General features: G+C 69.9%; 15 protein-coding genes. All 15 read left to right on the top strand.

Annotated elements, in window-relative coordinates; all coding sequences use genetic code 11:
- Positions 1 to 138: 138 nt before the first annotated feature.
- The 15 genes from L0P92_RS45800 to L0P92_RS30855 all read left to right on the top strand — a co-directional run bounded on the left by L0P92_RS45800 (position 139) and on the right by L0P92_RS30855 (position 17,370).
- Positions 139 to 339 (top strand): VOC family protein, encoded by a 201-nt coding sequence (locus L0P92_RS45800; RefSeq protein ID WP_372497358.1) that lies wholly within the window; start codon positions 139 to 141, stop codon positions 337 to 339.
- A 94-nt stretch (positions 340 to 433) separates the two neighbouring features.
- Positions 434 to 1,030 carry a TIGR03086 family metal-binding protein gene (locus L0P92_RS30920; RefSeq protein WP_234766353.1) on the top strand — a complete coding sequence of 199 codons (597 nt, stop codon included), beginning with the start codon at positions 434 to 436 and terminating at the stop codon, positions 1,028 to 1,030.
- A gap of 390 nt (positions 1,031 to 1,420) precedes the next feature.
- Positions 1,421 to 2,089 carry a GntR family transcriptional regulator gene (locus L0P92_RS30915; protein ID WP_234766352.1) on the top strand — a complete coding sequence of 223 codons (669 nt, stop codon included), beginning with the start codon at positions 1,421 to 1,423 and terminating at the stop codon, positions 2,087 to 2,089.
- Complete coding sequence (locus L0P92_RS30910) at positions 2,086 to 2,997, top strand: dihydrodipicolinate synthase family protein (protein WP_234766351.1); 912 nt, start codon at positions 2,086 to 2,088, stop codon at positions 2,995 to 2,997. The genes L0P92_RS30915 and L0P92_RS30910 overlap by 4 nt, the downstream gene beginning before the upstream one ends.
- On the top strand, positions 2,994 to 4,730 hold the full coding sequence (gene araD, locus L0P92_RS30905) for an L-arabinonate dehydratase (RefSeq protein ID WP_234766350.1): 1,737 nt from the start codon (positions 2,994 to 2,996) through the stop codon (positions 4,728 to 4,730). The genes L0P92_RS30910 and araD overlap by 4 nt, the downstream gene beginning before the upstream one ends.
- 197 nt (positions 4,731 to 4,927) lie before the next feature.
- Positions 4,928 to 5,863, top strand: coding sequence for a carbohydrate ABC transporter permease (locus tag L0P92_RS30900; protein ID WP_234766349.1), 936 nt, complete (start codon positions 4,928 to 4,930; stop codon positions 5,861 to 5,863).
- Complete coding sequence (locus L0P92_RS30895) at positions 5,860 to 6,756, top strand: carbohydrate ABC transporter permease (protein ID WP_234766348.1); 897 nt, start codon at positions 5,860 to 5,862, stop codon at positions 6,754 to 6,756. The genes L0P92_RS30900 and L0P92_RS30895 overlap by 4 nt, the downstream gene beginning before the upstream one ends.
- Positions 6,753 to 8,135, top strand: coding sequence for a pectate lyase family protein (locus L0P92_RS30890; protein ID WP_372497357.1), 1,383 nt, complete (start codon positions 6,753 to 6,755; stop codon positions 8,133 to 8,135). Before L0P92_RS30895 ends, L0P92_RS30890 begins: the two co-directional genes overlap by 4 nt.
- Positions 8,132 to 9,289: a Gfo/Idh/MocA family protein gene (locus tag L0P92_RS30885; protein WP_234766346.1), complete on the top strand. Its 1,158-nt coding sequence runs from the start codon at positions 8,132 to 8,134 to the stop codon at positions 9,287 to 9,289. Before L0P92_RS30890 ends, L0P92_RS30885 begins: the two co-directional genes overlap by 4 nt.
- Complete coding sequence (locus L0P92_RS30880) at positions 9,289 to 10,134, top strand: DUF6807 domain-containing protein (protein WP_234766345.1); 846 nt, start codon at positions 9,289 to 9,291, stop codon at positions 10,132 to 10,134. Before L0P92_RS30885 ends, L0P92_RS30880 begins: the two co-directional genes overlap by 1 nt.
- The gene (locus tag L0P92_RS30875; RefSeq protein ID WP_234766344.1) at positions 10,131 to 11,648 is read left to right on the top strand and encodes a glycoside hydrolase family 43 protein; all 1,518 of its coding nucleotides are present in this window, start codon (positions 10,131 to 10,133) and stop codon (positions 11,646 to 11,648) included. The genes L0P92_RS30880 and L0P92_RS30875 overlap by 4 nt, the downstream gene beginning before the upstream one ends.
- Positions 11,649 to 11,680: 32 nt before the next feature.
- Entirely contained in the window at positions 11,681 to 13,678 is a 1,998-nt protein-coding gene (locus L0P92_RS30870) for a pectinesterase family protein (protein ID WP_234766343.1), read from the top strand.
- Positions 13,679 to 13,755: 77 nt separating this feature from the next.
- Positions 13,756 to 15,108, top strand: coding sequence for an ABC transporter substrate-binding protein (locus L0P92_RS30865; RefSeq protein WP_234766342.1), 1,353 nt, complete (start codon positions 13,756 to 13,758; stop codon positions 15,106 to 15,108).
- 108 nt (positions 15,109 to 15,216) lie between these two features.
- A complete protein-coding gene (locus L0P92_RS30860) occupies positions 15,217 to 16,011 on the top strand; it encodes a rhamnogalacturonan acetylesterase (protein ID WP_234766341.1) in 795 nt (264 codons plus the stop codon).
- A 30-nt stretch (positions 16,012 to 16,041) separates the two neighbouring features.
- Positions 16,042 to 17,370: a pectate lyase family protein gene (locus L0P92_RS30855; protein WP_234766340.1), complete on the top strand. Its 1,329-nt coding sequence runs from the start codon at positions 16,042 to 16,044 to the stop codon at positions 17,368 to 17,370.
- Positions 17,371 to 17,524 lie beyond the last annotated feature (154 nt).

Raw genomic sequence — 17,524 nt, 5'->3', positions numbered from 1 at the left:
GTGCCGCGGGTGGTCGTCATGCCACGCCATGGTGTGTCTAAGGCGGGGCCGTGGGGATGGGGGAAGTGCCTTAGATGTGAGTGATCGGAAGCGTCCCCGAGACGCCCTTCGGCAGCCTGACGATGCAAGGTGGAGTCGATGGAATCCGCCCTCACCGCCCTCACCGCCCTCACCGCGCTCGCCGCGCGCGGTGTCGAGGCGGAGACACCGGTGTCACCGGACGGGTCCGACGACTTCCTGACGTCCTGGCTCACCGATCCCGACGGCAACCGGATCGAGCTGGTGCAATGGCCCGCAGGGCATCCCGACGGGCTGACGAGCGCGGACTGGACGGACTGACGCGGGGCGGTCGGCCCGGTTGCCGTCGAGACCGATGAGTTCTGCCGGCGCCTTCGGTCAACCCTTCAGGAACAGACCTGTGAGGAGCCCGACCATGACCGACACGAGCACCCTCGACCTCGGACCGCAGACGCGTGTCATCGCCCGTCTCGCGGACGGCGTCGCCGATGGCCGGCTGTCGGGGCCGACGCCCTGTCCGGAGCTGGCGGTGCGCAATCTGCTGGGGCACCTGCTCGGACTGGCCGTGGCCTTCCGCGACGCCGGCCGCAAGGACCTCGGCGTCACGACCGACACCAGTCCGGACTCCGCCGTACCGGACATCGGTCCGGGGTGGCGCGAGGAACTGCCCAAGGTGCTGGACGAGCTGGCCGAGGCGTGGCGGGACCCCGGCGCGTGGAGCGGGATGACCCGCGCGGGCGGCGTGGATCTGCCGGGCGAGGTGGCGGCCGCCGTGGCCGTGGACGAGCTGGTGATCCACGGCTGGGACCTGGCCCGCGCGACCGGCCAGGAGTACACCCCCGACCCCGCCGCGTTGCAGGCCTCGCACGACTTCCTCCTCGCCGCCGTCGACGACCCGAGCCGGGGCCAGATCTTCGGCCCCGTGGTACCCGTCCCCGCCGACGCACCCCTGCTCGACCGGGCGATCGGCCTGAGCGGCCGCGACCCGGGCTGGACGCCGCAGCGCCGCTGACCCGGATTGTCGTCCACCGCCTCCGCCAGTTCCCGACCGCACATACCCGAGCAACGCGCTCTGCACCCGCGGCGGCGAAGGCGGTCACCGCGGCCCCGACGAACGCCCTGTCACTCCCGGTCGTGCGGCACGCCGGCCGGGAGGCCGACACCCATCAGCCGGGCCGGTTCGGCCAGTTGCAGACGGAACGCCGATGCCCGGTCCCGAGGGGATCCGTCGCAGCCACGTAGGCCCACGGCCCCAACTTCCTTTGTCAGAAGCATTGACGAACCCCGCGCCCCCTCCTACCTTCATCGCGTCGTACTTCGTACGTCATATATGAGACGCGATACGTGAGATCCCATACGCGAGATGCGCGAGAGCCATCCCGCGAAGATCCGAGAGGCGCGCATGACCTCTGTGCCCACGCCGATCCCCTCGCGCACGCAGTATGTGCTGGAGGAGATCAAACGACGCATCCTCACCGGGCAGTTGACGCCCGGTCAGGCCCTGGTCGAGACCGAGCTCGCAGCGCAGTTCGGGGTGTCGAAGACCCCGGTACGCGAGGCGCTCAAGACGCTGGCCGGGACCGGTCTGGTCGTGATGAGCCAGTACAAGGGCGTCACGGTGCGCATGGTGGACGCGGACATGGCGCGCGAGGTCTACGACGTGCGGCTGCTGCTGGAGCCCGAGGCACTGAAGCGCGCCGTGAAGCGCGGCGCCTCCCTCGACGCCGCCCGTGACGCCCTGACCCGCGCCGACGCCGCCGCCGACACCGCCGAACGCTCCCTCGCCAACCGGGAGTTCCACCGCGCCCTCTATCTCCCGTGCGGCAACCCGCTGCTCGGCCGGATGCTCGACGAGGTCCGCGACCAGGCCGCCCTGGTCTCCGCCGTCGCCTGGGCCGCCTCGCCCTCCTGGGAGCGGGAGGCCGGTGAGCACCGGGAGATCCTGCGGCTCGCGCTGGAGGGCGACGCGGACGGCGCCGCGCGCGCCCTGCACGCCCACATCGCGTCGTTCGTGCAACGGGCCTTCCCCGACGCGGAGGTCGAGGCCCAGGGAGAGGACGGTCCGGCATGACCACGACGTTCGAGACCCAGCGGACGGCCCTGGCCGACGTGGTGGCGATCCCGGTGACCCCGTTCGCCGAGGACGGCACCGTCGACCAGGACGCCCACCGGGCCCTGCTGCGTCGGCTGCTCGACGGCGGCATCACCACCCTCACCCCCAACGGAAACACCGGCGAGTTCTACGCCCTCACCCCCGAAGAGCGCCGCCTGGTCACCGAGTCGACCATCGACGAGGTCCGCGACCGCGGCGCCGCCATCCTCGTCGGCGTCGGCCACGACGTGCCCACCGCCGTCGCCTCCGCCCGGCACGCCCGCGAGCTCGGCGCCCAGATGGTGATGGTCCACCAGCCCGTCCACCCGTACGTCTCCCAGCGCGGCTGGGTCGACTACCACCGCGCCATCGCCGCCGCCGTGCCCGAACTCGGCGTCGTCCCGTACATCCGCAACGCCCAGCTCGCCGGCGCCCGCCTCGCCGAACTCGCCGACGACTGTCCGAACGTCATCGGCGTGAAGTACGCCGTCCCGGACGCCGCCAAGTTCGCCGCCTTCGCACGGGACGCCGGGCTCGACCGCTTCGTCTGGGTCGCCGGGCTCGCCGAGCCCTACGCCCCCTCGTACTTCTCCGCGGGCGCCACCGGCTTCACCTCAGGGCTGGTGAACGTCGCCCCGTCCGTCTCGCTGAACATGATCGAAGCGCTTCGATCCGGTGACTACCCGGCCGCGATGAAGGTCTGGGAGCAGATCCGCCGCTTCGAGGAACTGCGCGCCGCGAACGGCTCCGCCGACAACGTCACCGTCGTCAAGGAGGCGCTGGCCTCGCTGGGCCTGTGCCGCCGGGACGTGCGCCCGCCCAGCCGGGAACTGCCCGAGGACGAGCGCGCCGAGGTCGCCGCCATAGCCGCCGGGTGGTCGATATGACCGACAGAGAGCGCCTGAACCCGGAGGAACTGCGCAGCCACCAGTGGTACGGCACCGAGGGCCAGCTGCGCACCTGGTCGCACAACGCCCGGATGCGCCAGCTGGGCTACGAGGCGGAGGAGTACCGGGGCCGTCCGGTGATCGCCGTCCTCAACACCTGGTCCGACATCAACCCCTGCCACGTCCATCTGCGCGAGCGGGCCGAGGCGGTCAAGCGGGGGGTGTGGCAAGCCGGGGGCTTCCCGCTCGAGTTCCCGGTCGCCACGCTCTCGGAGACGTACCAGAAGCCGACCCCGATGCTCTATCGCAACCTGCTCGCGATGGAGACGGAGGAGCTGCTGCGGTCGTACCCGATCGACGCGGCGGTCCTGCTCGGCGGCTGCGACAAGTCGACGCCGGCGCTGCTGATGGGCGCCGCCTCGGCCGACGTACCGTCGATCTTCGCTCCCGCGGGGCCGATGCTGCCCGGCCACTGGCGCGGTGAGACCCTCGGCTCCGGCACCGACATGTGGAAGTACTGGGACGAGCACCGCGCGGGCAACCTGACCGACTGCGAACTGCGCGAACTCCAGGGCGGGCTGGCGCGTTCCCCCGGGCACTGCATGACCATGGGGACCGCCTCCACGATGACCGCGGCGGCGGAAGCCCTCGGCATGACCCTGCCGGGCGCCTCCTCGATCCCGGCCGTCGAATCCGGGCACGAGCGGATGGCCGCCGCCTCCGGGCGCCGCGCCGTGGAACTCGCCTGGACCGGGCTCAAGCCGTCCGAGATCCTCACCCGTGAGGCCTTCGAGGACGCCGTCACCACGGTGCTCGGGCTCGGCGGCTCCACCAACGCGGTCATCCATCTGATCGCGATGGCCGGCCGCGCAGGGATCAAGCTCACCCTCGACGACTTCGACCGCATCGCCCGCACGGTCCCGGTCCTGGCCAACGTCCGGCCCGGCGGACAGACCTACCTCATGGAGGACTTCTACTTCGCCGGCGGACTGCCCGCCTTCCTCTCCCGCATCACCGACCTGCTGCACCTGGACCGGCCCACGGTCAACGGCACCCTGGGCGAGCAGCTCGAAGGCGCCGTCGTCCACAACGACGACGTCATCCGTACCCGTGACAACCCGGTCGCCCGCGAGGGCGGGGTCGCGGTCCTGCGCGGCAACCTCTGCCCGGACGGCGCCGTCATCAAGCACATCTCCGCCGAGCGGCACCTGCTCAAGCACACCGGGCGGGCGGTCGTCTTCGACGACTACAAGACGATGCAGCGCACCATCAACGACCCGTCGTTGAACATCACCGCGGACAGTGTGCTGGTGCTGCGCAACGCCGGACCCAAGGGCGGCCCGGGCATGCCCGAGTACGGCATGCTGCCGCTGCCCGACCACCTGCTCAAGCAGGGCGTACGGGACATGGTGCGGATCTCCGACGCCCGGATGAGCGGCACGAGTTACGGCACGTGTGTGCTGCACGTGGCGCCGGAGTCGTACGTCGGCGGCCCGCTGGCCCTGGTCAGGACCGGGGACACGATCACCCTCGACGTCGAGGCCCGCACCCTCCGACTCAACGTGGACGACGACGAGTTGGAACGCAGGCGGGCGGACTGGACTCCACCGCCCACCCGCTACGAGCGCGGCTACGGCGCCCTCTACAACGAACAGATCACCCAGGCCGACACCGGCTGCGACTTCGAGTTCCTGGCCAGACCGGGCAAGTACCCGGACCCATACGCCCTCTAGGGGCGCGGGGCTGTATCAATCTGCGGCTCCGCCGCGGGGCGCGACAAGCCACAACGCCCCCGCAGCCGCCACACAACACCAAGAGGCACCCCGTACCGCGCAACCCGGCCTACCTCTACCCAACGAGAAAGCGCTTCCTGCGCGACGCACCGCAAAAGCAAGCCGCACGCACGACGTACCAAGAACGGAGACCAGTCATGGCCCAAGCCGCAGCCGTGGCGAAACCGCCCACGCCACCCCGGCGACGCCGTGCCTCCGCCACGCCGCGCAGGCTCCCGTATCTGCTGATCGCCCCGGCCGCCCTGCTCATGCTCGGCTTCATCGCCTACCCGGTGATCAGCGTCTTCTACTACAGCCTCCAGGACTACAACCCCACCAAGCCGTGGCGGAACGGCTTCGCGGGCTTCGACAACTTCGTCCAGGCATTCACCGACGACCCGCTGTTCTGGGACACGCTGGTCTTCAGCGCCAAGTGGGTGTTCGTCGAGGTCGGCCTCCAGCTGCTGTTCGGGCTCGCGCTCGCGCTGATCGTCAACCAGACCTTCGCGGGAAGGGCGCTGGGACGCGCCCTGGTCTTCTCCCCGTGGGCCGTCTCCGGCGTGCTCACGTCGGCGATCTGGGTGCTGCTCTACAACTCCCAGACGGGCATCACCCGTTACCTCGCGGACGTCGGCATCGGCTCCTACGGCACCAGCTGGCTGTCGGACACCGGGAGCGTGTTCTGGGCCGCGGTCGTCGCCGACCTGTGGCGCGGTGTGCCGTTCTTCGCGATCCTCATCCTCGCCGACCTCCAGTCCGTCTCCAAGGACCTGTACGAGGCCGCCGAGGTCGACGGGGCCAGCCGGATCAAGCAGTTCTGGCACATCACGCTGCCCCATCTGAAGGACGCGATCGTGCTGTCCACGCTGCTGCGCGCGGTGTGGGAGTTCAACAACGTGGACCTGCTCTACACGCTGACCGGCGGCGGCCCCGCCGGAGTCACCACGACGCTGCCGCTCTACATCGCCAACACCAGCGTCGACGCGCACAACTTCGGCTACGCGTCCGCACTGACCACGGTCGCGTTCGTGATTCTGCTCTTCTGCTCGATCGTCTATCTGCGGCTGAGCAAGTTCGGAGGTGAGGACAAGTGAGCGTGAAGGAAGCCACCAAGGCCGCGCCCGCGCCCGTGCGCGCCGCCCCCGAGCCGCCGCGGCCGAAGAAGAGGAACCGTTCCTGGGACGAGGTCCCGCGCTGGCAGATCTACCTGCCGCTGTCGATCTACCTGGTCTTCACCCTCATCCCCTTCTACTGGATCCTGCTGTTCTCCCTGCGCCCGGCCGGCTCGACCTCGCTCGTGCCCTGGCCGATGACCTTCGACCACTTCGAGAAGGTCTGGACGGAGCGGAGCTTCGGGACGTACTTCCAGAACAGCGTGCTGGTCGGCGTCGTCACCCTGCTGATGACGACCCTCGTCGCCCTGGCCGGCGGCTACGCCCTCGCGCGGTTCAACTTCAAGATCAAGCGCGCGTTCATGCTCGCCCTGCTGTGCTCGCAGTTCGTGCCGGGCGCGCTGCTCCTGGTGCCGCTGTTCGAGATCTTCGCCGAGCTCCAGATGATCAACTCGCTGGGCAGTGTCATCATCGCCGAGACGGTGTTCCAGCTGCCGCTGTCGATGATCCTGATCAGCAACTTCATCAAGAACGTGCCGTATTCGCTGGAGGAGGCGGCCTGGGTCGACGGCTGCAACCGGATGACGGCGTTCAGGATCGTCGTCCTGCCGCTGCTGCGGCCGGGGCTGATCGCCGTCGGGTCCTTCGCCTTCGTGCACTCCTGGAACCACTTCCTGTTCGCCCTGATGTTCCTCAACAACCAGGAGAAGCAGACGATCCCGGTGGGACTGAACACGCTGATGGGGGCGGACAGTGTGGACCTGGGGGCGCTTGCCGCCGGCGGGATCATCGCGGCCGTGCCGGTGGTGATCGTGTTCGCCTTCATTCAGAAGTGGCTGATCACGGGGTTCAGTGCGGGGGCGGTGAAGGGATGAGGTTCCGTCATATAGGCACCGTGACCGGTCTGGTGGGGCTTCTCTGTGTCGCGGGTGGTAGTGCCGCGATGGGTTATGGGGCGGCTGCTGCGCCGTCGGGGCTGGTCGCGCCCCGCGGCGGAGCCGCAAATGGACACAGCCCCGCGCCCCTTGGGGGCGCTGACATCAGCCGCGACACACTCCCCGCGAACGACGGCTGGGCCGCCGCCGACGGTGGTACCACGGGGGGTTCCACCGCCGATGACGCTCACGTCTTCACCGTACGCAACCGCGCCGAGCTGGTCCGGGCGCTCGACGGAGGCAGTGCCACGCCGAAGATCATCAAGGTCGCCGGCGTCATCGACGCCAACACAGGCGAGGACGGCGAACATCTGGACTGCGCCGACTACGCCACCGACGGCTACAGCACTAAGAAGTACCTGGCGGCATACGACCCCCGCACCTGGGGCTCCGCCAAGCCGAGCGGTCCGCTGGAGGAGGCACGGCAGGCGTCGGCGGCCCGGCAGGCCGAGCGGATCGAGTTGGCCGTCGGCTCCAACACCACCCTCGTGGGTCTCGGCGACAAGGCCGTACTGAAGGGCGCGAGCCTCCAGCTCAAGGGCGCGGACAACGTCATCGTCCGCAACCTCGAACTGCGGGACGCCTATGACTGCTTCCCGGTGTGGCAGCCCAACACAGGTGGGCTCGGCGACTGGAAGACGGCGTACGACAACATATGGCTGCGCGGTGCCACACATGTGTGGATCGACCATGTGACCCTCAGCGACAAGGGCCACCCGGACGAGAACGAACCCACCTACTTCGGCCGCAACTACCTCCGCCACGACGGCCTGCTCGACATCACCAACGCCTCCGACCTGGTCACCGTCTCCTGGAGCCGGTTCGCCGACCACGACAAGGCGATCCTCATCGGCAACGGCGACACCGCCACCGGTGACCGGGGCAGGCTGCGGGTCACCCTGCACCACAACGAGTTCGAGTCGGTCGTCCAGCGCGCCCCGCGCGTCCGCTTCGGGCAGGTGCACCTCTACAACAACCGGTACGTCGTCCCGGCCGACGCCCACGACTACCGCTACTCCCTCGGCGTGTCGACCGAATCCGCGATCTACGCCGAGAACAACGCCTTCACCACCCCGGGCCACATCGAGGTCGCCGACCTGGTCAAGAGCTGGAACGGCACCGCACTCCACCAGTCCGGCACCCTCTTCAACGGCTATCCGGTGGACCTGCTGGCCATCTACAACGCCTACAACTCCGGCAGCGAGCGGGATCTCACGGCCGACGTCGGCTGGACACCTACCCTGCACACAAAGATCGACAGCGCCGCCACGGCCGACCGTGAGGTGGCACGCGGCGCGGGCGCAGGGAGGATCCCATGAGCACTGCCGTATCCATCGTCCTCGCGGGCGCGCGCGGCCACGGCCGCTGGCACCTGGACAACATCCGCCGGCTCCAGGACAAGGGGATCGTCCGGCTGGCGGGGATCTGCGAGCTCACCCCGCTGACGGAGGAGGAGTTGCCGGACGGCCTCGGCTCGCCCGAGCAGTCCGCCGACTTCGGTGCGCTCCTCGACTCCACCGGCGCGAGCGTCGCCGTGATCTGCACACCGATCCCGACCCACACCGACCTGGCCCTGACGGCCGCCCGCAGGCGCGTGCACATCCTGCTGGAGAAGCCGCCCGCCCCGTCGTACGCCGAGTTCCGGCGGATGGCCGACGGGGTCGCCGAGGCCGGGGTCGTCTGCCAGATCGGCTTCCAGTCGCTGGGCTCGCGTGCCGTGCCCGCGATCCGGGAGCTGATGGCGGAAGGCGCGATCGGCGAGATCGTCGGGATCGGCGGGGCCGGTGCCTGGGCGCGGGCCGAGGCGTACTACCGGCGGGCGCCCTGGGCGGGCAAGCGGCGCCTGAACGGCGTCGACGTCATCGACGGCGTGCTCACCAACCCGCTCGCGCACGCCGTCGCCACCGCCCTCGCACTCGGCGGCACCACCCGCGCCGAGGACGTCACCGCCATCGAGACCGAGCTGCTGCGCGCCAACGACATCGAGTCCGACGACACCTCCTGCGTCCGCGTCACCACCGCGCACGGCCCCCAGGTCGTCGTCGCCGCGACCCTGTGCGCCGAGGACCCCGACGATCCGTACGTCGTCGTCCACGGCGACCACGGCCGGATCACCTTCTGGTACAAGCAGGACCGCGTCCTGCTCCAGCGCGCCGGCCACGGCCCCGAGGAGTTCGAGTACGACCGCACGGACCTGCTGGAGAACCTCGTCGAGCACCTCACCGACGGCACCCCCCTGCTGGTCACACCCGACGTGACCGGCGCCTTCATGAAGGTGGTCGAGGCGATCCGGCTGGCCCCCGACCCGGCCCCGCTGCCGGACGGCACCTGGCACCTGCTCCCCGACGAGCGGCGCCGGGTCGTGCCCGGCATCGACGGCCTGGTCGCGGCCGCCGCCGACACCCTCGCCCTCTACTCCGAGCTGGGCGCCTCCTGGGCGCTTCCGGCGAGAACGAAAGAGGTGAGCACCTGATGACCCCCCACGACACCGCGGTGCTGCGCGTCGCGGGCCGCCCGGTCGGCCGGTACGTCACCCGGCCCGAACTGCCGGCCCGGCTCTCCCCGCGCCCCTATCTGCACCCCGTCACCACCCTGGCCGGCACCGCGGTCACCGAGCTCAGCCCCGCCGACCACATACACCACCTCGGCGTCGGTGTCGCCGTTCCCGACGTCGAGGGGGCCAACTTCTGGGGCGGCCGCACCTACGTCCGCGACCAGGGCCCGACCGAGCTCGACAACCACGGCGCCCAGCGGCACACCTCCTTCCAGCTGCGCGACCCCGACGGATTCGTCGAGGAACTGCGCTGGGTGGCCGCCGGATCCGAGCTGCTGCGCGAGCGCCGTACGGTCGCGGCCACCGAACTCACCGAGTTCGCCTGGGCGTTGGACTTCACCTTCTCCCTGACCAACGTCACCCCCGACCCGCTGACCATCGGCAGCCCCGCCACCAACGGCCGCCCCGGCGCCGCGTACGGCGGCTTCTTCTGGCGGGCCCGCAAGGAGGACTCGGCGCCGGACGTGTTCACCGTCGACCGCGAGGGCGAGCGGGAGATCCACGGCACCCGCGCCCCCTGGGTGGCGCTCAGCGGCTCCACCTGGACCCTGGTCTTCGCCGGTGCCACCGAACAGACCCGTCAGGACCCGTGGTTCGTCCGCGCCGACGAGTACCCCGGCGTCGGCTCCTCCCTCGCCTCCGAGGAACGGCTGCCGATCCCGCCCGGCGAGACCGTCGTACGCCGGATCGTCACCGTCGTCGCCGACGGCCGCATCAGCCGGCTCGAAGCGGCCTCCCTGGTCCGCAAGGCGGTGAGCCCGTGACCGCCGAGACGTACACCAACCCGGTCCTGAACGCCGACTGGTCCGACCCGGACGTCGTCCGCGTCGGCGACGACTTCTACCTCACCGCCTCCAGCTTCGGGCGTGCCCCCGGCCTGCCCCTCCTCCACTCCCGGGACCTGGTCAACTGGACCCTGGTCGGCCACGCCGTCGACCACCTGGAACCGGCCGAGGAGTTCGCGGCCCCGCGCCACGACTGCGGCGTATGGGCGCCCTCCCTGCGCCACCACGACGACCGCTTCTGGATCTTCTGGGGCGACCCCGACCAGGGCGTCTTCCAGGTCAACGCCCCCGAGATCCGCGGCCCTTGGACCCGCCCGCACCTGGTCAAGGCCGGCAAGGGCCTCATCGACCCCTGCCCCCTCTGGGACGACGAGACCGGCGAGGCCTACCTCGTACACGCCTGGGCCAAGTCCCGGTCCGGGGTGAAGAACCGCCTCACCGGCCACCGGATGCACCCCGACGGCACCGAACTCCTCGACGAGGGCAAGCTGATCGTCGAAGGCGACCGGATCCCCGGCTGGTTCACCCTCGAAGGCCCCAAGCTCTACAAGCACGACGGCTGGTTCTGGATCCTCGCCCCCGCCGGGGGAGTGGAGACCGGCTGGCAGGGCGCCTTCCGCTCGCGCGAGTTCTTCGGGCCGTACGAGGAGAGGATCGTCCTCGAACAGAAGGACACCGACGTCAACGGCCCCCATCAGGGCGGCTGGGTGCGCACCCCCTCCGGCGAGGACTGGTTCCTGCACTTCCAGCAACGCGGCGCGTACGGCAGGGTCGTCCACCTCCAGCCGATGCGCTGGGCCGCCGACGGCTGGCCGGTGCTCGGCGACGACGGCGCCCCCGTCGCCGTACACCGCAGGCCCGACCTGCCGCCGCAGCCGCCCGCCGCGCCCGCCACCGACGACGACTTCCCCGGCGGACGCTTCGGACGCCAGTGGTCCTGGACCGCCACCCCGCGGGACGGCTGGGCCACCCAGCACTCCGGCGACGGGCTGAAACTGGCCTGCGTCCGCTCGGCCGACGCCCATGACCTGCGCAGACTGCCGAACGTCCTCACCCAGCGACTGCCGGGCACGCCCTGCGCGGTCGAGGTGGAACTACGGCTGGACAGCGAGGAGCCGGGCGCGCGGGCGGGGCTCGCGGTGCTCGGGGACGCGTTCGGCTGGATCGGGCTCCAGCGGGGCACGGACGGGCAGGCGCAGGTGGTGCACCGGTTCGCCGAGGCCGTCGCGGAGAGCGAACGGGACGCCGCCCACGAGCGGCCCGCGCCGCAGGGGCGTGTGCGGCTGCGGATCGAGATCGGGGCGGGGGCGCGCTGCCGGTTCTTCTACGACGCGGGGGAGGGGCTGCGCCCGTCCGGGCCGGTCTTCGCCGCCACCCCCTGGCGCTGGGTCGGTGCCCTGCTCGGCCTGTTCGCCCTCGCGCCCGCCGGCCCGGGACACGCCGGCGCGGCAACCTTCTCGCACTTCAGGATCGACCCCCTCGACCCCCTGTAAGCACCTGACCCGTAAGCCTGTTGGGAGCCGCAATGACGCAGCACCTTGATAGCAAGCGCTTGCAGAGATCGGGCCACGGCAAGGTCCTGGCCGCCGTGTTCGGCCTTGTCGCCGCGCTGAGCCTCGGGGCCATCGGCGAGGCGAAGGCCGCGAGTCCGACGGCGGCCTCGGCCTCGGCGTCGACCTCCGCCGACCGCTGGACCGACCGGCCGCACGGCTTCGCCTCCCTCGCCGGGGGCACGACCGGCGGGGCGGGAGGCAAGGTCGTCACCGTCACGGACCAGGCCTCGCTGGTGAAGTACGCGGCGGCGCCGGAGCCGTACGTCATCCGTGTGGCCGGCTCGATCGACGTGGAGCCCTTCGGCTCGGACATCGTGGTCGCGTCCGACAAGACCGTCGTCGGCGTCGGCGACACCGGCGAGATCGTCCACGGCGAGCTGCACCTCAACCCCGGCACGAGCAACGTCATCATCCGCAACCTGACGATCCGCGACTCCTATGTCGAGGGCGACTGGGACGGCAAGACCACCGACTTCGACGCCATCCAGATGGACACCGTCGACCACGTCTGGATCGACCACAACCGCTTCACGCACATGGGCGACGGGCTGCTCGACATCCGCAAGGACAGCCGGTACATCACCGTCTCCTACAACCAGTTCACCCACCACAACAAGGCGCTCGGGATCGGCTGGACCACCAACGTCCAGACGGAGATCACGATCGACCACAACTGGTTCACGGGCACCAAGCAGCGCAACCCGTCCGCCGACAACTGCGCCTACGCCCACCTGTACAACAACTACCTCTCCGCGCAGGTGGCCGACGGCGACCCGACCTGGACGTACGGGAACTGGTCGCGCGGCCGGACGCGGATGGTCATCGAGAACAGCTACTACGACGGTGTCCAGCACCCCTACCAGGCCGACGCCACCGCCGAGCTGGTGCAGCGCGGGTCGATCCTGCGGAACGTCAGCGGACGGCAGGACGCCTGGGGGACGGCCTTCGAGCCGCGTGACCTCTACGCCTACCGGCTCGACCCGGCCGCCGCCGTACCCGCGCTGGTGAAGAGGTTCTCCGGACCGCAGACGCGGATCGGCACGACCCTGCACGTCCCGGCCGACTATGCGACCGTGCAGGCCGCCGTGGACGCCGTGCCGGACGGGAACAGCGTGCCGGTGACGATCGCGGTGGCCCCGGGGACGTACCGGGAGAAGGTGTTCATCCCGGCGAGCAAGCCGAACCTCGTACTGCTGGGGACCGGTCGTGAGCGCTCCGACACCGTCATCGTCTTCGACACGCCTGCCGCGTACGGGGGTTCCACGGGGAGCGCGACGGTCCGGATCGCCGCGCACGACGTCACCGCCCGCAACCTCACCTTCAGCAACGACTTCGACGAGGCCGCGGTCGAGCTGAACGGCGAGCAGGCCCTGGCCATGAAGACGACCGGTGACCGGATCGTCTTCGAGAACACCGCCTTCCTGGGCAACCAGGACACGCTGATGACCGACAGCCCCAAGCTGGACGTGATCAACCGGGTCTACATCCGGGACTCGTACATCGAGGGTGACGTCGACTTCGTGTACGGGCGGGCGACCACGGTCGTCGAGCGGTCGGTGATCCGGGCGCTGAGCCGGGGCTCGGACACCAACAACGGCTACATCACGGCCGCCTCGACCTGGACCGGCAACCCGTACGGGTTCCTGATCACCCGGTCGAAGATCGTGAGCGACGCGCCCGACGGGACCTACCACCTCGGGCGGCCCTGGCACCCGGGCGGCGAGCCGGCGGCGGTCGCGCAGGTGCTGATCCGGGAGACCGAGCTGCCCGCCGCGATCAAGTCCTCCCCGTGGACCGACATGAGCGGCTTCTCGTGGAAGGACGCGAGGTTCGCGGAGTACCGGAACCACGGCCCGGGAGCCGAAGTGACCGCGGACCGGCCGCAGATGAGCGCCGCCGACGCACGGAACCACACCGTCGCGCACTACCTCAGGGGCACGGACGGCTGGGCGCCGTACGCCCGCCGCTGACAGCCCCTGCCCATACCCCCACAACCGAATATCTCCGCTGGATCCAGAAGAAGAGACCAGAAGAAGAGAGCCGAGCAATGAAGAGCAGCATTCGCAGAAGCAGGCGCGCCGCCGTGGCCGTCGCTCTGGGTTCCGTCCTCGCCCTGACCGCCACCGCCTGCGGTGACGACGGCAGCGGCGGCGGGGGCGGCGACAGCGGCGCCGAGGGCAGCGGCAAGGGAGAGATCGTCTTCTGGGACAACAACGGCGGTGTCCGCACCGACATCTGGAAGGAGATCATCGCCGACTTCCAGAAGGCCAACCCGGACATCAAGGTCGAGTACGTCGGCATACCCTCCACCGACTACCAGTCCAAGGTGGACACCGCCATCCAGGGCGGCGGCCTGCCGGACGTCGGCGGCGTCGGCGCGGCCATGCTCGCCGGGTTCGCCGCGCAGAACGCGCTGGAACCGCTGGACGAGCGGCTCGCGGGGTCCTCCCTGAACGGCAAGCTCAACGAGGACATGGTCACCTCGCTGAAGGCCGCGGGCGGCGGGGACGACAAGCTGTACTCCATTCCGACCTCCGCGAACAACGGTGTGCTGTACTACCGCACCGATCTGTTCAAGAAGGCCGGGCTGGACGAGCCGACCACCTGGGACAAGTTCTACGAGGCCGCTCAGAAGCTGACCAACGCCGGGAAGAACGAGTTCGGTTACACCATCCGCGGTGGCTCCGGTTCCATCGCCCAGGCGCTGGACGCCATGTACGGGCAGTCCGGGATCACCTCCTTCTGGGACGCCGGCGGGGAGAAGACCACCGTCAACGACCCGAAGAACGTGGCCGCCCTCGAGAAGTACGCCGCGCTCTACAAGAAGGTCACTCCGGCCGCCGACCTCAACAACGACTTCACCAAGATGGTCGCCCAGTGGGATTCCGGCACGATCGGAATGCTGAACCACAACCTGGGGTCGTACCAGGACCATGTGAAGGCGCTCGGGACGGACAAGTTCCGGGGTATTCCGCAGCCGGTCGGCCCCGCCGGCAAGCGGGTTCAGGTGTCGAACCCCGTTGACGGGATGGGGCTCTTCAAGAGTTCCAAGAACAAGGAAGCCGCCTGGAAGTTCATCGAGTTCGCCACGTCGCGTGAGGAGAACTCGAAGTTCAACGAGGCGGCCGGGCAGGTGCCGTCGAACAACGACGCCGCCAAGGACGCGTGGATCTCGAAGGCGGAGCCGACGAAGCTGGCCGCGGCCGCGTTGACGGACGGGTCGACGACGATCGTGCAGCTGCCGTACTACCTGCCGGACTGGAACACGATTTCCAAGGCCGACAACGAGCCGAACTTCCAGAAGGTGCTGAACGGGGACATGAGCGCCAAGGAGTTCCTGGACACGATGGCTGGTCAGCTGAACGAGGCTCAGGCCGAGTGGAAGGAAAGGAACGGCTGAGCGGTCGGTCGCTTTGCTGCGTGGCCGGCCGCGGGTTCGTTGTGGCTGGTCGCGCAGTTCCCCGCGCCCCTGAGGGGGTGCGCCTCCCCTGCGCTGAAAGGCACCCGCGTGTCTCTTAACCGTAGACAGGTCAGTCTGGCGGCCGTCGCCGCCCTCCCTCTCGCCCTGTCGGGCGTCGGTACTGCCCAGGCAAGTCAGCGCCACCGCACCCTGTACATCGCCGGCGACTCCACCGCCGCCCAGAAATATGCCGATGCCGCGCCCGAGACCGGGTGGGGTATGGCGCTTCCCTTCTTTCTGCACAAGCAGCTGCCCGTTTCCAATCACGCGGTGAACGGGCGTAGTTCCAAGAGTTTCGTCGATGAAGGGCGGCTGGACGTCATCCTCGCCGCCATCCGGCCCGGCGATCTCCTTCTCGTCCAGTTCGCGCACAACGACGAGAAGGTCGCCGACCCGACCCGGTACACCGAGCCCTGGTCGACGTACCAGGACTATCTGCGGCTGTACATCGACGGCGCCCGGGCCCGTGGTGCCCGGCCCGTCCTCGCCACCGCCGTCGAGCGGCGGAAGTTCGACGCCGCAGGCAACGCCGTGCCGACCCACGGCGACTACCCCGCCGCGATGCGCGCGCTCGCTCAGGAGGAGCGGGTCGCGTTGCTCGACGTCCAGGCCCTGTCCCTCGCGCTGTGGCAGCGGATCGGGGTCGAGGGGACGAAGACGTACTTCAACTGGACCGCCACCGAGCAGGACAACACGCACTTCAATCCGCCGGGCGCCATCGCCGTGGCGCGTCTCGTGGCAGGCGAGCTGCTGCGGACGCGTGTGCTCGCCCCGCAGGACGTGCGCCGGCTCGGCGAGGAGATCCCGCAGTCCTGGATCACCTGGCCGCAGGCCGCCGCGTAACCACTCCGACCGTAGAAAGAGAGCCGCACAATGAACGCACATGTATGGCATGGGCATGCCACAAAACTCGGCCGTCGGCCGAGAGCCGCCGTGCTGGTCGGCTGCACCGCGCTCGTTCTCGGTCTCACCGGCACCAGCGCCGAGGCGGGACCCCGCGAGCTCGGCCGGCAGGTGCTCGGCGCCAACGACGGCTGGGCCTCGGAGGGCGCCGGGACGACCGGTGGGTCGGCCGCCGACGCCGAGCACGTCTACACCGTCACCACATGGGCCGAGTTCAAGCAGGCGCTCGCCGAGGGCGGGGACGCGCCGAAGATCATCAAGGTCAAGGGCATGATCGACGCCGTCTCCGAGGGCTGCGAGGCCTTCGTCACCGGCGGCTACGACCTCCAGCAGTACCTCAAGGACTACGACCCGGCCGTCTACGGCAACGACGAGGTCGCCAAGGGGCCGCAGGAGGACGCGCGGGTCGCGTCCATGGCCAACCAGGACTCGGCGATCAAGGCCAACATCCCCAGCAACACCACCATCGTCGGCGTCGGCAGGAACTCCGGCATCCTCGGCGGCAGCCTCCAGATCAAGGGCGTCTCGAACGTCATCATGCGCAACCTCACCATCGAGGCCCCACTCGACTGCTTCCCCAAGTGGGACCCCACCGACGACAACAAGACCGGCAACTGGAACTCCGAGTACGACACCGTGGTCGTCTACGGCAGCGACCACGTGTGGCTCGACCACAACACGTTCACCGACGGGCGCTACCCCGACAGTGAGCGGCCGGTGTACTTCGGCAAGGTCTTCCAGCAGCACGACGGCCTGACCGACATCGTGCGCGGCTCCAACTACGTGACCGTGTCCTGGAACCGCTACGAGAACCACGACAAGAACATGCTGATCGGCAACGGCGACGGCCTCGCCGCCACCGACGGCGGCAAGCTCAAGGTCACCATGCACCACAACCGCTTCGAGGGCATCCTCCAGCGCTCCCCGCGGGTGCGGTTCGGACAGGTCGACGTCTACAACAACCACTACGTGGTCAACGAGGAACAGAAGGACGACTACTACATCTTCGGCGTCGGCATCTCCTCGCAGCTCCACGCCACCGACAACGCCATCTCGCTGCCGGCCGGCACGAGCGTCGGCAAGGCCCTGAAGAAGTGGAACGAGGCGCCCCTGACGGCGGAGAACAACTACGTCAACGGCCGTCTGACCGACCTCATCGCCGTCCACAACGCCGAGATCCCGGAGGAGACCCTCCAGTCCGGCGCCGGCTGGACGCCGACCCTGCGCACCAAGGTCGACCGGCCGCAGGCGGTCCCCGGGATCGTCAACCGCGGCGCGGGCGTCGGCCGCGTCTGCTGACACCGCCCGTCCCCTGTACGGCCGGGGCGGCCCCCACCGCACTCCCCACCCGGGGGGGGGGGGGGGGGGGGGGGCCCCCCCCCGGCCCCGGGGGGGGGGGGTGGGAACTACCCGGCGCCCCCCCCCCCCCCGGGGTGTGGTACCCGGGCCCCCC

The organism is Streptomyces muensis (assembly GCF_021474425.1).
GTDB lineage: Bacteria > Actinomycetota > Actinomycetes > Streptomycetales > Streptomycetaceae > Streptomyces > Streptomyces muensis.
This window is presented reverse-complemented; position numbering and strand designations above follow the sequence as displayed.

What these genes read in the sequence shown, in the direction of transcription:
- L0P92_RS45800 (WP_372497358.1), top strand. Translation starts at nt 139, where the DNA reads ATGGAATCCGCCCTCACCGCCCTCACCGCCCTCACCGCGCTCGCCGCG.
- L0P92_RS30920 (WP_234766353.1), top strand. Translation starts at nt 434, where the DNA reads ATGACCGACACGAGCACCCTCGACCTCGGACCGCAGACGCGTGTCATC.
- L0P92_RS30915 (WP_234766352.1), top strand. Translation starts at nt 1,421, where the DNA reads ATGACCTCTGTGCCCACGCCGATCCCCTCGCGCACGCAGTATGTGCTG.
- L0P92_RS30910 (WP_234766351.1), top strand. Translation starts at nt 2,086, where the DNA reads ATGACCACGACGTTCGAGACCCAGCGGACGGCCCTGGCCGACGTGGTG.
- araD (WP_234766350.1), top strand. Translation starts at nt 2,994, where the DNA reads ATGACCGACAGAGAGCGCCTGAACCCGGAGGAACTGCGCAGCCACCAG.
- L0P92_RS30900 (WP_234766349.1), top strand. Translation starts at nt 4,928, where the DNA reads ATGGCCCAAGCCGCAGCCGTGGCGAAACCGCCCACGCCACCCCGGCGA.
- L0P92_RS30890 (WP_372497357.1), top strand. Translation starts at nt 6,753, where the DNA reads ATGAGGTTCCGTCATATAGGCACCGTGACCGGTCTGGTGGGGCTTCTC.
- L0P92_RS30885 (WP_234766346.1), top strand. Translation starts at nt 8,132, where the DNA reads ATGAGCACTGCCGTATCCATCGTCCTCGCGGGCGCGCGCGGCCACGGC.
- L0P92_RS30880 (WP_234766345.1), top strand. Translation starts at nt 9,289, where the DNA reads ATGACCCCCCACGACACCGCGGTGCTGCGCGTCGCGGGCCGCCCGGTC.
- L0P92_RS30870 (WP_234766343.1), top strand. Translation starts at nt 11,681, where the DNA reads ATGACGCAGCACCTTGATAGCAAGCGCTTGCAGAGATCGGGCCACGGC.
- L0P92_RS30865 (WP_234766342.1), top strand. Translation starts at nt 13,756, where the DNA reads ATGAAGAGCAGCATTCGCAGAAGCAGGCGCGCCGCCGTGGCCGTCGCT.
- L0P92_RS30855 (WP_234766340.1), top strand. Translation starts at nt 16,042, where the DNA reads ATGAACGCACATGTATGGCATGGGCATGCCACAAAACTCGGCCGTCGG.